Raw genomic sequence first — 13283 nt, forward strand, 5'->3', positions numbered from 1 at the left:
GTACGGCCTGCGCCTGATCATAGGCTTTATTGGGCAGAAGCCGCAGCCTCGGTCTGGGGTTTTGTTGCGGGCGCGTCCGATTTTTGGCGTTCGTGATCGGCGGCAATGGCCACGACCAGATCCTGCGGTTTCAGGTACTTGCGCAAGGCGGCATTGACCTGGGCCGCATCCAGCTCTTGCATGGCTTTGTCCATCTGCTCAGACCAGTTGAAGGTTCGGCCCAGATCCAGGTAGTTCAGCCATGCGCTGCTCAGAACACTGTCTTTGCTGCGCGATAAGCGGCGGTAGTTCAATAAGGCGTGGACGCCTTCTTTCACTTCCTGCTCGGTGAAGCCGTCCTTGAGAGTTTGTTCTAGCACTTCTTTGACGGTACTGCTGATCCGGGCGCTGTTGTTGGGGGCGTGGATGGCGTAGACAGTCCAGGAGCCATTGGGCTCGTAGCTGGAGGCATCGACCTGGCTGCGTACATTGTAAGAAAGACCGTCCTGTACACGGATACGGTTCCACAGACGGGACGTTTCAGACAGACCCAGCAGATAGTTGGCCACGTACACAGCAGGGAAGTCGGCGTCACTGTCTTGCAGTTTCAAATTCAGATTGGCCAGATAAAACGCATTGGCCTTATCGGGCGTGTTGATGTCGAACTGTTTGGGCGCGACGGCATGGAATGGGTCGTCGGGGCGTTGATAGGTCGGGGCTTTGCGCCAGCCTTTCAGTCCTTCGGACAAGGCTTGGCGAACCTGCTCTTTATCGAAATCGCCTACGGCACTGAAGGCAAGGTCGCCGGCCCCGTAGAATTTCTGATGAAAGTCGCGCAATTGCTTGATGTTCAGGCCTTGCACTTGTTCGATGGCTTCCTCGAAGCTGGGGGTATAACGGATATCGCCCTTGGGCCAGGGGTTGCTGTAGCGTTCGATCGCCAATTGCGCCAGGGCCGTTGGATCGGTGCTGGATGATTTCAGATCCGTAACCATGTACTCCTGGTATTTCTGCAGTTCGGCTTCGGGTAACGTGGCATTGCGCAGAATATCCAGCCCAAGGGAGATGGCTTTAGGCAGGTTCTCGCGTGTGGATGACAGACTAAGCTGCAGGCGACCATTGGAACCATCGAAGCTGAATTGGGTTTGCAGGGCAGTGAACCGATCGGCGATCTGTTCGCGGTCCAGTTTGTTTGTACCCGTCGCCAGCAGACTGGCAACGGCCGCCGCCACGGCGCTTTGGTCCTTTAGTTGGTCGGCCGTGCCGAACTTCAAGGACAGGCGTGCTTCTACACGTTCGGCGCGAGTTGCTTTGGGCAGCAGCGCCATCTTGACCTCGCCCAGATGTTCGCCCAGAGACAAGGGCTGTCTGTCGGTGCGCGCGTCTATATTGGCGGGGCTGGGGTCAAAGGCTTCTACCGCCTTGCCGGTGTCCTTGCCTTTGTAGTCAGCCAACAGCTTTTGCACATCGGCCGGCGCAGCCTCGGGCGCACGCACGGGTTTGTCGGTCGGAATGTATAGGCCATTGGTGCGATTGCTGGCAACCAGCCAGGTTTGCAGGGCCTGTTGCACTTGATCCAGCTTGCTTGTTTCTACCCGGTCGCGTTGTAGAAAGAACAAGCGCCAGTCGCCGCTGGCGGCCGCTTCGGACAGAGCAGTGGCCAGGCTGGAAGGGTTGGCGTAGGTGCGGGTCCAGGCTGTCATCCATTGGCTGCGCACGCGTTCCAGATCAGCCGCGGCCAGCGGGGTCTTGGCCAGCCCTTCGAGCGTGTTGTTCATGGCCTGTAACGCTTTTTGCTGATCCATGCCGGGCTTGAGTTCCGCGCCAAACAGCGCATAGCCGGGATCATGGCTTTCGGAGTCGAAGCTAAATACGCTGGTGGCCAGTTTTTTATTAACCAGATTTTTGTAAAGCTGGCCGCTCGGGGTGTCTCCCAAGGCATTCACACCCAAGCTTAACGGGATATAGTCGGCGCTGGCGGCGCTGGGCATGTGATAGAGCGACATGATCAGGGGCGTACCGCCCTGGCGGCGCAGCGTTACGCTGCGGGTGCCGTCCTGAACAGGCTCTACCGTGTATTCAGGGCGTAGCGTGCGACTGGGCTTGGGGATGCTGCCAAAGGATTTGGCGATGATCTCCAGCGTTGCCTCGGTGTCGAACTGGCCGGTCACGAACAAGACCGCATTATCAGGCTGGTAGTAGTCGTGATAGAACTTGCGCAACTGTGCGATATCGACGTTTTCTACGTCCGAGCGTGCGCCTATGGTGCTTTTTCCGTAGCTGTGCCACTGAAAAGCGGCGGCTGTCACTTTCTGCATCAGGACACGGAACGGGTTGTTTTCGCCGTTCTCCATCTCGTTGCGCACGACGGGCATTTCGGCCTCCAGATCCTGCTTGTCGATCAACGCATTCACCATGACATCGGCCTGCCAGTTCAGATACCACTCCAGGGTTTCGGGTTGAGCCGCGAAACTGGCAAAGTAATTAGTGCGATCGGTGGAGGTCGTGCCGTTGGCTTCCAGGCCGCGCTTGGAAAATTCGCCCAATGCATTGCGCAGGGTTGGCGTACCCCGAAAGAGCATGTGTTCCAGCAGGTGAGCCATGCCGGTCTGGCCGTAGTTTTCGTGGCGTGAGCCGACCAGGTAGGTCATGTTGACAGTGGTGGTCGGCTTGGAGTCGTCGGGGGCCAGTACGATGCGTAGCCCATTGTCCAGGGTATATTGCGTTACGCCTTCGACCGCAGGGCCTTGAGCCAGGCCAGCGGGCAGGGCATAGGCTGCCAACGAGCAGGACAACAGGGCGGCACCGGTCAGGTGACGCAGGCGCAGAGCAACGGTCAGTACCGAGAGTTTCATGGACAGTTCCTTACTGGATTGTGCGACAAAGCAGCCGGCGATTGCGGCCAGTGTCTTTTGTAGCATGGGAGGGTTTGGCTGGGTAGGCGGTCTGGGTTGCTGATGGCAACCCTGTTGAACGGTAAAAAAGAGCACGGCTTTGGTTTGTTGTAGATCCTGATAACGTATGGTTCGTTCGCCATGCTTTGAGCATCGATAAAGAAAAAAAAAAGCCCGCCAGGGACGCTGGCGGGCAAAACAGCAAGAAAGTGCTGCGGCGTTATGGTGTTTTTTGTTTTAACCGTTGTAGTGCGCAGGCTCGCAAACCAATAATGCTGTTAAAGAGAAAGTCGTAGACAGCAATCAGTCGGGCTGGGTTGTGGCCAGCTGTGCTCAAGATAGTGTGGCTGCTCGGTTCAGCGATGCTGGCAAGAACAATGCCGCAGCGTTCCGGCTGAGCGGATAGCGCCACCATACGTTTGTCCAGCGGGTGGCGACTGCGTTGCACATAGCCCGCCCGTACCAGTCGGCTGATCAGGGCGCTGGTTCCGCTGGCACTCAAATCGAGCAATTGCGCCAGTTGTCCAGAAGATAGACGGTCAAACTCCAGAATAAACTCCAGCGCTTTGTACTCATTCAGGGACAATCCAACCCGCTCGGCTAAACTGTGTTTGCCTGCTTCGGCATAGATATCCAATTGACGTCCCATCATGCGGGCCAGATCCGTGCGCATGGATTCTGAAAGGACATCGTCCCCTGTGCGCAGGCCGGACAAAACAGGCGGGTCGGGACGTTTATCCGGCATGCGCAGTTTCCCTGTTTTAACGTGGTGCCCCGCCTAGTAAGCCACCGAGCAGCCCTGTTACGGGAGCCAGCAAACCCTCTGTGTTCGTCGATGGCGTGCCAGATGCTTGGGGCGACGAGCCGGTCAATCCGCCGACCAGATTGGTGACGGGAGCGAGCAATCCGCCGTTGGCATCGCCACCACCTAGCCCTGCGGTCAGCGATGCTACTGCGCCGGTGGCGTGGTTAAGTGTTGTGCCTAAAGGGTTGGGGTTGTCTTGTGTTGCGTGCAGTAGCCCTCCAGCGCTGGCGACGGTGTCGCCCAGCCCACTTAACAGCCCGCCCAGACCCAGTCCGGCGGTACTGTCTAGTGCCGTGCCGGTTTGGTTCAAGACCGAACCGACGCCGCCGAGCAACGCGTCGATGGGCTGGCCTACCCCCAGGCCGTCGCCTACCTGTTGAGTCACTTGGCTGACCGTGGCACCCAGGGGGGCAACAACGACATCCAAGCTTTCGCCGGTCTTACCAAGAATCGGGCTTAGTCCCAGGGGTATCAGATTGTCGACGGCCAAGCCTGCGTTGGCCAGGGCAGGTTCCAGAATGGGAGCAGCTTCGCCGCTGTTCAGCAGACCGCCTAGGCCTAGTGGTCCTGTTAGTGGATACAGTAGGCTACCTTTACCAAGTAGGGAGTCCGTTAGGGCGACGACCCCGCCACTGGCATTGCCCAGTACAGCGGTCAAGGGGGCTGGGTTGTTGGAATGGGCATGCAGCAAACCGCCGGCACTGCCGACGGCATTACCCAGGCCTGTCAACAGGCCGCCCACGCCTTGTCCTAGGTTTAGCGGAAGATTGGATTTGCCAAGCTGCTCGCCCAGGTTGGCGACAACGCCGCCGGTCTGGTTAAGCAAGCCATTGATGGGTTCGCCTAAACCGGTAGTGTTGCCAAGCTGTTGTGTTAATCCGGTGGCCGTATCGACGACGGGCTCCACCACTGTGTCCAGAGCTTGCCCCAGTTTTCCACCTGTTTCTTGCAAATCTAGTGGCAAGACATTATCGACGGCGTTACCAACATTCCCCAAGGTGGTTTTTAGAGGGCCGGACGTAGAAATGGGCGGCTGGCCGCCGCCATTATCGCCGCCGCCGTTATCCCCACCGCCATTATCGCCGCCGCCGTTGTCGCCGCCACCGTTATCCCCACCGCCATTATCGCCGCCGCCGTTGTCGCCGCCACCGTTATCCCCACCGCCATTATCGCCGCCGCCGTTGTCGCCGCCACCGTTATCCCCACCGCCATTATCGCCGCCGCCGTTGTCGCCGCCACCGTTATCCCCACCGCCGTTATCACCGCCTCCGTTGTCGCCGCCGCCGTTATCCCCACCGCCGTTATCACCGCCTCCGTTGTCGCCGCCGCCGTTATCCCCACCACCGTTGTCACCGCCACTGCTGCCGCCAGTGCCGTTGGTGTCGTTCGGGTCAGGCTGAGTAGGTACGGTGTCACCTGCGGTAAGTGCGTTTTCTCCACCGCCACGCAGACTGCCACAAGCGCTCAAGGTCAAGGAGCTGGCGATCAGCGCTGCTAGAAGAGTCAGGCGAAAAATAGATGTTCTGCTGTCTGTGTTGTTCATTACTTACTCCAATCCATGATCTGGGTATTCGGTTGGTTTTGAATAAGCAATTACCGTGCCAATGTTTTTCAGGCATAAGATCAGCAGAATCAAGGTGTTAGGGAGTGGTGCTTATTCAGAACGCAGCGCGTGTTACGGCTTGTGCCCATTTTTGGATTGCAGTGTTACGTAACAAAAAAGGACCGCTGTTGGAGGTAGCGGTCCTTGAGAGAGTGTCTAGTGATGACGTTCTTTAGTTTGTGCGTGGAACAAGTGCTTTGGCATCGAGCCATGCACGTGTGTTTTGGCGAAATGTACTCATGCTGTCGACCAGAAAGTCGTACATGGCAATCAGTTGAGCCGGGTTTTGATTCGCGGCTGTATTGATGGCCTGGTTGATGGCACGCTCTTTGATCGCCAGTACATCACGGCAGCGTTCTATAACCGGATGCAAAGCAATGATGCGTTTGTCTAAGGGATGGCGGCCGCGCGTGATGTACCCCTTCTTCTCCAGCCTGCCGATCAGCGCACTAATGCCGCTGGCGCTCAGGTCCATCAGTTGAGCCAACTGTCCGGTGGGCAAAGCGTCGAACTCCATGATGTATTCCAACGCTTTGAAATCGTTCAACGGCATGCCGGCTTCTTCAGCCAAGCTGGCTTTCAGGGCTTCGGCGTAGACGGTGAACTGGCGTCCAAGCATTTTGCTCAGGTCCAATAACATTTTTTCTGACAGCATGGCGCGATCTTCCGGGCCGGTCGTCCAGTTGCTTCGGGCCGCTGGACCTGCGTTGGTTTGGTAGCTGACAGGCCGGGAAACGGGATTCATGATCTTGTTCATCATTTCAAACCACCTCCGAGCAAGCCGCCCAGCAGGCCGCTGACCGGAGCAAGCAGACCGCCGCTGGCCGCAGTGGATTGGCCGTCACTTGTAGCCGCGTTCGCATTGACCGATGCTTGTACATTGACTCCGCCAATCAGGCCGCCCACCAGACCAGTTACAGGAGCCAGTAAACCGCCGTTTCCTGGTGCGCCTGCCTGCGTATTTCCTCCCAAAGCCAGCCCACCGGTCAGTCCACCGACCAGATTGGTGACGGGAGCGAGCAGTCCGCCGTTGGCATCGCCGCCCGCCAGCCCACCGGTCAGTCCACCGACCAGATTGGTGACGGGAGAGAGCAGCCCGCCGTTGGCATCGCCGCCCGCCAGCCCACCGGTCAGTCCACCGACCAGATTGGTGACGGGAGCGAGCAGTCCGCCGTTGGCATCGCCGCCCGCCAGCCCGCCGGTCAATCCGCCGACCAGACCGGTGGCCGGTGCCAATAAACCGCCTTCAGCGCCGCCTAGCCCGCCGGTAAGGGATGCGACGGCCTGCGTTGTACTGTTCAAGACATTGCCCAGTGGATTGCTGTTTTCCGGAGTAGCGTGTAGCAGGCCTCCGATGGATGCGACGGCGTCGCCCAGGTGGCCGACCGTACCTCCCAACCCTAGCGGCGCGGCCGAGTCCAGGGAGCCTCCTGCCTGATTGAGTACACTGCCGACCCCGCCCAGCAAGGCATGTATGGGTTGGCCGACTCCCAGGCCGTCGCCCACTTGCTGAGTGATTTGGGTGACCGTGGCCGCGACAGGCGCGACAGTATTATCCAAGGCAGCGCCTACATCGCCCAGAACGGGGTTCAAACCCAGAGGAATCAGGTTGTCGACGGCCTGGCCGGTGTTGCCCAACGCGGGTTGCAGTATGGGCGTGCCGGAGTCGGCCAGCAAGATGCCGCCCAGACCAAGCTGCGAGGTCAACGGGTGCAACAGGCTGCCTTCGCCCAGCAGGGCACCGGTCAGCACTTCGACGCCTTTAGTTGCGTGGGTCAGTGTATTGCCCAGTGGATTGGCATTGTTAGGGTCGTTCACCAGCAGTCCGCCAGCCGATCCGACCGCTTGGCCTAGATGGCTGAGCAGCCCGCCTGCGCCTACGCCCAGATTCAGGGGTAGGCCGCTTTGGCTCAGTTCGCCACCCAGACCCGTTACCACGCCACCGAGCTGTTGGGTCACGCTGTTGACGGGCGTGCCCAGTCCGGTAATGGTACCGACAGTGCGGGTCGTATCGGTCACGATGCCGGTGACGGGAGCCAGTGCATTATCCAGGGTCTGGCCTAGTTGAGAGCCGGTTTTTTCCAGATTCAGGGGGATGACATTGTCCACTGCCTGCCCCAGATTCCCTAGGGCATTCTGTGTCAGCGAATGGTTGCCACCTGTATCGCCGCCGCCGTTGTCGCCGCCGCCATTATCGTTCCCGCCGCCGCCATTGTTTCCACCACCGTTGCCGCCCCCGTTACCTGGGGTCAGGGGTAAGCTGGGGTCTGTAGCGGGTGTATTTGTTGCCATGTCAGTATTGCCGCGTACATCCCCGCGCGAGGAGCAACCAGCCAGAGCGGCGGCGCTGATGAGTAGCGTTGTGATCAGGGTGCGTTGAAAAGCGCGCTGGATGATAACTGTTCTTGCTGGATTCATTGCTTTCATGTCCGACTCCGTTTCGACGTGATAGGTGGCCTGTAGGGGCTCTTCCTTTCTATGAAGCAATAGTCGTGCCAACTAGATTTTGTTAGCCAATTGTTTTATTTTTCCTTGTGATATCAGTGAATTAATGAGTTTTGTTAGGCTCTCGAGTTGTACTCACAGGCATTGGCAAGCTGGTTTTTGTGTCTGAAAAGGCCTTATGCGGCCATGTGTTCCCTTGCCGTTACGTAACGTTTCTCGTAACAGCTTGGCAAAAAGTTGTGGGTGATGGGACGTAAAAAAGGCCATCTTGCGATGGCCGGTGAAAACCGCTGGCTGCGTTCAGAAGCCGTCGTAGAACAACAGGAAATTGGTATTGACACGCACTTTGCGCTTATCCGAATTGACGGGTAGATCCCCCAGGGGCCGGGCGACATTGATATCGAACAGATAGTGCTTGTTATTGGACAGCCGCACGCCCAAGGCAGCCGAACGTAGTTGACGGTTGTTGTAACTGTTGAGTCTGTCCAGGTTGTACCAGGCACGTGCCCAGTCGTAAGCAATATAGGGCTGGATGCTGTTGAGCCAGGTAGACGAATTGGTGAAGCGGCGATTCAGTTCCAGTGTCGCACCTAGGCCTTTATCGCCGGCCAGTTCGCCCTGGGGGTAGCCGTAGCCGTGACGCCAGGCACCAAATGAAATCTGCTCGGAATTGGGCAGTACATTGTTGCTGTACTGGCCGCTGGCCGACAGGCTCAGGCCGAATTTCCCTGGCAGGACGATGTTCTGCTTGAGCGAAGCGGTCCAGCGCGTAAAGTCCAGATCCAGATCGGACTGCAGGTCGCGCTGTAAATACGTGTTTAGTGTCTTTCGGGCACCCATGGCGTCCAGGCCTTTGTAGACGCCCAGATTTACTTCGCGCGATTGCCGTGCCGATGCATCCGTGTAGCGCAGCTCGGCTTTAAGCGCACGTACATCCGTGGTGTTCTCTATCCAGACCTGGTCCAGTTTTTCGTGGGTGTAGTCGTCCAACGAGCGGCTGGCGTAAAAGCCGACATTACCTTTCAGGCTACGCTGGTTGTTCAAGATAAAGGGGTAACTTAAGGCGGCTCCGATGCGCTCGTTGATGACTTTGCGTCGCCAACCCTGGCTCTCCAGCACTTCATCGCGTGGCTGGGAGCGATAGTGGTAGCCGTCGATATCCAGCGACAGCCCGTTGCCGCTCAGGGGAATGGACAGCGTACCGCTGATGTATTTGACATCCTCGGACGAGGTCGGGATGGCGGCGGTCAGTTTCAGCTCTTCGCCCAGAGGCGTCAGGCTGTTGGCGCTTAGCTGAACAATGCCTTGTTTGCTCGAGCCCATCTCGGCCACGCTGGCATTGACCGCAATGCTGTTGTGCGTGGCGGCAATCACCAGTTCCGAAGCGCCGTCGGTGCGCGAGGGCATATCCAGTTTGGGATCTATTTTCAGGCCAGGGATTGTGCGCAACAGATTCATGGTGCGCTCCAGCGTGCGTTGGGTTAACGGCTTTTCGTCCAGCATGGCCTGCGCCACACGGCGTATCCGCGCTTCGCTGCGCCCCGGGTCGCCGTCAATCCGTAGCCCTGCAACATGGCCTTCCACGACGGTTACTTTTACGTGGCCGTCGGTAAAGCTTTGTTCTTGCAGAATCGCGAAGGACAAGGGGTAGCCTTGTTCCTGGTATAGCGTCGTGATGCGATTGACTTGCTTGATCAGTTCCGCAATGGTGAGCCGTTTGCCTGCCAGCGGCTCCAGAATGGCGGTGATCTGTTCAAAGGGAATGCTGCGGCTGCCGCTGACATCAAAGCTGCGCACCAGCAAGGATTGTTGCAGGCGAGCCTGCAAGGCGGCGCTTTGTCTGGAGTTGGCAGGGATGGCCAGCGGCGCTGTTGGTGTCTGTGGTGCCGGCGCAGAAATGGGAGGCAGGGAGTCCACCGGATTGCCTCGCAACGGGGCATCCGCATGGCTGTCTGATGGCAGCGTGCCGGCAGTCAGTCCTGCCAACAAGGCCAAGCTCAGAGTGTGCTTATGGGGAAAGGAAAAGACTCCGGATGCCGGGGCCGGTCGTTGTGGGTTCATGATTGTTACTGAGTTTTTTTGCATGAGAACGTCGCGTGTCTTTACTCTGCCGCAGATCGTTGCGGTTGTCATTTTTCCTTGCGAAGCAGTAACTGATCACGTTATGCCGGAGTTTTATGCTGCAACTATTACATGTTGAAACATTAGAGTGAAAATGGAATTTCTTTCTTGGTGTTTGGTGGATTTTATGAAAAATTATTTTCGTTTTTATCCTCTTAAAAATACCTGTTTCTTTGTTTTTTCTGTTCAAAAAAAGAGTCTTGATTCAAGGAATTAAAAGATCCATTTGTAGTCGATCGTTGATAGAAACAAAGGTCCTATTTTCAGGATGTGAATATGATAAAAATAGTAACAGCGCCATTTTTTGTCATAAATATTGTAAGAATATAATTCAAAAGCTAGCATTTTTGCTGTTTTTTTACGCAAAAAACGATGCTTTGAAACCACAGATATGCATTTTTTGTATCTTTGAACTAGAATTTCACGATCAATATAACTGTTGTTACACGTAAACCCTAATAAAAACAATGCTGTCTATCGCTTTAATATGTGTATCAACTCTAATTGAAAAAAATGATAGTTTTGTGTCGCATCCGTGACAGATTTGTGCGGCGCTGAAGTGCCCAAAAGGGCGTCCTGCCACCGGTCTCGGGGCAATTTTTGTTCAAAGGGGAAGTCATGAAGGCTCAACTTCAACAATTCTGGAATGACGAAGATGGCGCGACAGCCATCGAGTACGGCTTGATTGCGGGTTTGATCGCAGTAGCGATTATTGGTGTGTTGGGAACTTTGTCGGGCAAGCTGGAGGCAATGTTCAAATTTATCGGGGACAACATGCCAACAGCGGCTAATCAAAGTGGCAGTGACCAGCCGTAATTAGTGCTGCTGCTTAGCGTTGGCCAGTCCCAGACTGGCCATCCTTGCCGTCTTGAATAGGCTGATGCAGATGTGGGTCTGGCTACAAGGCATATTCGCTTTTGTACTGGTGTTTTTTTCCATCCAGATTGCATATCGGGACCTGCGCTTGCGCACGATACCTAATTCGATTTTGGTTCTGTATTTTTTGTCGGTGTTGGTGCTCAAGGTCTGTGCGTCTTGGCTGGTCTCTGCGCCTGCCCAGATGGGAGCTGGCTGGACGGATGCCCTGATCGGTTTTGTTGGCGCACTGGCGCTTTTTTTTCCGGTCTGGCAATGGCGTTACATGGGGGCTGCCGATGTCAAGTTGATCGCGGTGCTGGGTTTTGCACTGGGTTGGCATGGCGGCGGCGAAGTGGTGCTGATGGGGACGGTGCTGGCTGGCGCGCATGCGCTGTTTTTGGTGATGGTGCCGTCTCTGGAACAGAAGTATGGGTTTTCCCTGCCGGGGGTCCGGGTCAAGGCGCGCAGTGTTCCTTTGGGAGCCTGGCTGTCTGTTGCAACAGTGGGGTGGTTATGGATGCAGCGCTGACCGAACGAGCGCAAGGCTTGCCCAAAGGGCAGCGTTGCAATGGACGTAGTTGGTCTCAGCGCGGCGCGTATGCGCTTGAGTTTGCCTTGGTCTTTCCGCTTCTGTTCATTTTGATTTACGCCTTGTTGACCTTCGGCTTGATCATGACCGCGCAGCAATCACTGAATTTTGCCGCCGAATCCGGCGTGCGCGCCGCGCTGGTGGCTCCCGGCCCCGATCTGGATTTGCGGGATTTATCACCCGCCGGTCGCGAACAGGCTTTGCGCGCACGGCTGGACAGCCGGGTTGCGCAGGCGCGCAGCGAAGCCAGCGCTCAGGTGCGGTGGTTAAGCGATTGGGTCGGTAGTGAGCATGTGCGGGTATCGGCTGCCTCGATCCGAAACGAGGTGCGCATCGATATTGTGTACGACTATGGACACGCCCCTTTGGTGCCTATGCTCGGCCCTAAGGGCTTGTTTGCTCTGGTGGTGCCGGCCAGGCTGCAAGGCCAGGCGCAGGCGAACTTGCAGGCGGCAGGCGAACTGGGGGCTTTGTTATGAAACGAGCGGCCTCCTTATCTACCTTGTCTGTGCAGCGCCAGCGCGGTGTGGCCGCCATAGAGTTCGCGTTGGTGCTTAGCCTGATGCTGCTGGTATTGGGTGCTGTCATCAGCTTCAGTTCCCTGTTTTTGGCTCAGCAGAAAATCACTCATCTGGTCGGGGATGCTGCGCGCCAGAGTGCCACCCGCGCTTTGGATGCCGAGCAGACAGCGGCATTTTTTCAGGATTATGTGGCGGCCCGGGCGGCTGACGATGCCTTGTTGGCGTGGCTGGGAGGCTTGACACCTGGTTTCGCCCAGGCGGCCTGCGCTCTGGAGCCGACCCGTCAATGTGGTCGCTTTTCATTGGAGCTGAATGTGCAGCCCTGGCTTTTGGCTAATTTGCTCGATCTATTGTCGCCTGTACTGCATGAGCCGCAGGAGCGTGTTGCGCCTGCTAGCTTGCATGCAGCGGCTTTGGTTGTTCTAGGGAGAGGAAATTAATGAACGGCATCATGAAGGGGGCGGCAGTCATTTTGTTGCTGGTCGCGGCAGTCCTGGCGGGTTTGGCGGTGTATCTGGGAACGCGGCCTAAACCGACCACAGCGGTACCGGCTGTGGCGGCTGTGGAGCACAGTCGCGCTCAACAGCCCCTGCAGCCGGTGGTACTGCTCAAACGCAGCCTGAAGGCCGGTGAAGTGCTGTCGGCGGATGCTTTGCAGGTTGAGCAGTGGCCGCTTGCCCCTAGTCAGTCCTTTCAGTCGCTGGAGCCTGTGCTGGGCAAGACCGTGCGCTTTGATCTGGACGCCGGCCAGCCCCTGTTAGGCAGTTTCATTGCCAAGAGTCTGTCCAGCTATCTGGAAGCGGGCGAACGTGCCGTGACGATCCCCGTGGACGCCATCTCCGGCGCAGACAACCGGATCGAGCCGGGCGATCTGGTGGATGTGTTCTTTACGTTTGGCAGCGGCACCGAGATATCTGACACCCAGGCCCGTCTCTTGATGCCTCGTACGCGTGTGCTTGCCTATGGCAAGGATTCGCTGGCCGGACCGCAGGCGGCGGATGCTGCGTCGGGGCGTCAGGATGCGCAGGCGCGCCAGGCCATGCTGGCGGTGCCCTTGGAGTCGGTCAATGAATTGCTTCTTGCCAGCCGCAGCGGCAGCTTGCAGTTGGTCTTGCGAGCACCGTCGGATGCAGGCATGCCCGATACCGATTTGTTTCCCGAGTTTGCTGCTTTGTTGCCGGCGCGGGCCAGTCTGGCTCCGGAGCAGAGAGCGGCGTTGAGCCTGCCGGATAACCGGGCGATGGCGGGTTTGGGGTTGCGGGAGTTTTCGGCTAGCAAGCAGGAGCTGGGTCAGGAGCGGACACCGGAGCCGGAGCCGCGGCCCGTCGCCGCTGCCTCGCAGCGCCGGACCGAAGTCATACGCGGTGGGCGGCTGGAAGTGGTTCAGCATTAAGCAGCAAACGCGGGTGTGCATCTGTGTCTTGCCCCGATCTTGGATGGGGTAGGGCGACGCTAGGCAGCATGGGTT

The 13283-nt window shown here is 57.4% G+C and carries 12 protein-coding genes; 5 read left to right on the top strand and 7 right to left on the bottom strand.

The window, feature by feature from the left end:
- Nucleotides 1-26 precede the first annotated feature (26 nt).
- The 6 genes from AADW57_RS05190 to AADW57_RS05215 form a co-directional block, all read right to left on the bottom strand.
- Nucleotides 27-2834 (bottom strand): M16 family metallopeptidase, encoded by a 2808-nt coding sequence (locus AADW57_RS05190; RefSeq protein WP_341668992.1) that lies wholly within the window; start codon nt 2832-2834, stop codon nt 27-29.
- A gap of 259 nt (nt 2835-3093) precedes the next feature.
- Entirely contained in the window at nt 3094-3618 is a 525-nt protein-coding gene (locus tag AADW57_RS05195) for a MarR family winged helix-turn-helix transcriptional regulator (RefSeq protein WP_341668993.1), read from the bottom strand.
- Nucleotides 3619-3634: 16 nt separating this feature from the next.
- Nucleotides 3635-5221: a collagen-like triple helix repeat-containing protein gene (locus tag AADW57_RS05200; protein ID WP_341668994.1), complete on the bottom strand. Its 1587-nt coding sequence runs from the start codon at nt 5219-5221 to the stop codon at nt 3635-3637.
- 232 nt (nt 5222-5453) lie between these two features.
- Complete coding sequence (locus AADW57_RS05205) at nt 5454-6041, bottom strand: MarR family winged helix-turn-helix transcriptional regulator (protein ID WP_341668995.1); 588 nt, start codon at nt 6039-6041, stop codon at nt 5454-5456.
- Nucleotides 6038-7708: a collagen-like triple helix repeat-containing protein gene (locus tag AADW57_RS05210; protein WP_341668996.1), complete on the bottom strand. Its 1671-nt coding sequence runs from the start codon at nt 7706-7708 to the stop codon at nt 6038-6040. The genes AADW57_RS05205 and AADW57_RS05210 overlap by 4 nt, the downstream gene beginning before the upstream one ends.
- Nucleotides 7709-8026: 318 nt before the next feature.
- Nucleotides 8027-9787, bottom strand: coding sequence for a ShlB/FhaC/HecB family hemolysin secretion/activation protein (locus AADW57_RS05215; protein WP_341668997.1), 1761 nt, complete (start codon nt 9785-9787; stop codon nt 8027-8029).
- A 678-nt stretch (nt 9788-10465) separates the two neighbouring features.
- Between AADW57_RS05215 and AADW57_RS05220 the strand changes: the two genes are divergently transcribed.
- The 5 genes from AADW57_RS05220 to cpaB all read left to right on the top strand — a co-directional run bounded on the left by AADW57_RS05220 (nt 10466) and on the right by cpaB (nt 13208).
- Nucleotides 10466-10663 carry a Flp family type IVb pilin gene (locus AADW57_RS05220; RefSeq protein ID WP_341668998.1) on the top strand — a complete coding sequence of 66 codons (198 nt, stop codon included), beginning with the start codon at nt 10466-10468 and terminating at the stop codon, nt 10661-10663.
- Between the two features lie 64 nt (nt 10664-10727).
- Nucleotides 10728-11234, top strand: a complete 507-nt coding sequence (locus AADW57_RS05225; protein WP_341668999.1) for an A24 family peptidase — start codon at nt 10728-10730, stop codon at nt 11232-11234.
- Nucleotides 11219-11773 (top strand): TadE/TadG family type IV pilus assembly protein, encoded by a 555-nt coding sequence (locus AADW57_RS05230; RefSeq protein WP_341669000.1) that lies wholly within the window; start codon nt 11219-11221, stop codon nt 11771-11773. The genes AADW57_RS05225 and AADW57_RS05230 overlap by 16 nt, the downstream gene beginning before the upstream one ends.
- Complete coding sequence (locus tag AADW57_RS05235; RefSeq protein WP_341669001.1) at nt 11770-12255, top strand: TadE/TadG family type IV pilus assembly protein; 486 nt, start codon at nt 11770-11772, stop codon at nt 12253-12255. The genes AADW57_RS05230 and AADW57_RS05235 overlap by 4 nt, the downstream gene beginning before the upstream one ends.
- Nucleotides 12255-13208: a Flp pilus assembly protein CpaB gene (gene cpaB / locus AADW57_RS05240; RefSeq protein ID WP_341669002.1), complete on the top strand. Its 954-nt coding sequence runs from the start codon at nt 12255-12257 to the stop codon at nt 13206-13208. The genes AADW57_RS05235 and cpaB overlap by 1 nt, the downstream gene beginning before the upstream one ends.
- Here cpaB and AADW57_RS16755 read toward each other — a convergent pair.
- A complete protein-coding gene (locus AADW57_RS16755) occupies nt 13171-13278 on the bottom strand; it encodes an LEPR-XLL domain-containing protein (protein WP_445819183.1) in 108 nt (35 codons plus the stop codon). The genes cpaB and AADW57_RS16755 overlap by 38 nt on opposite strands.
- Nucleotides 13279-13283: the final 5 nt, after the last annotated feature.

Origin of the sequence: Alcaligenes sp. SDU_A2, assembly GCF_038237375.1 — a bacterium.
Taxonomy (GTDB): Bacteria; Pseudomonadota; Gammaproteobacteria; order Burkholderiales; family Burkholderiaceae_B; genus Alcaligenes.

What these genes read in the sequence shown, in the direction of transcription:
- AADW57_RS05190 (WP_341668992.1), bottom strand. Translation starts at nt 2,834, where the DNA reads ATGAAACTCTCGGTACTGACCGTTGCTCTGCGCCTGCGTCACCTGACC.
- AADW57_RS05195 (WP_341668993.1), bottom strand. Translation starts at nt 3,618, where the DNA reads ATGCCGGATAAACGTCCCGACCCGCCTGTTTTGTCCGGCCTGCGCACA.
- AADW57_RS05200 (WP_341668994.1), bottom strand. Translation starts at nt 5,221, where the DNA reads ATGAACAACACAGACAGCAGAACATCTATTTTTCGCCTGACTCTTCTA.
- AADW57_RS05205 (WP_341668995.1), bottom strand. Translation starts at nt 6,041, where the DNA reads ATGATGAACAAGATCATGAATCCCGTTTCCCGGCCTGTCAGCTACCAA.
- AADW57_RS05210 (WP_341668996.1), bottom strand. Translation starts at nt 7,708, where the DNA reads ATGAAAGCAATGAATCCAGCAAGAACAGTTATCATCCAGCGCGCTTTT.
- AADW57_RS05215 (WP_341668997.1), bottom strand. Translation starts at nt 9,787, where the DNA reads ATGAACCCACAACGACCGGCCCCGGCATCCGGAGTCTTTTCCTTTCCC.
- AADW57_RS05220 (WP_341668998.1), top strand. Translation starts at nt 10,466, where the DNA reads ATGAAGGCTCAACTTCAACAATTCTGGAATGACGAAGATGGCGCGACA.
- AADW57_RS05225 (WP_341668999.1), top strand. Translation starts at nt 10,728, where the DNA reads ATGCAGATGTGGGTCTGGCTACAAGGCATATTCGCTTTTGTACTGGTG.
- AADW57_RS05230 (WP_341669000.1), top strand. Translation starts at nt 11,219, where the DNA reads ATGGATGCAGCGCTGACCGAACGAGCGCAAGGCTTGCCCAAAGGGCAG.
- AADW57_RS05235 (WP_341669001.1), top strand. Translation starts at nt 11,770, where the DNA reads ATGAAACGAGCGGCCTCCTTATCTACCTTGTCTGTGCAGCGCCAGCGC.
- cpaB (WP_341669002.1), top strand. Translation starts at nt 12,255, where the DNA reads ATGAACGGCATCATGAAGGGGGCGGCAGTCATTTTGTTGCTGGTCGCG.
- AADW57_RS16755 (WP_445819183.1), bottom strand. Translation starts at nt 13,278, where the DNA reads ATGCTGCCTAGCGTCGCCCTACCCCATCCAAGATCGGGGCAAGACACA.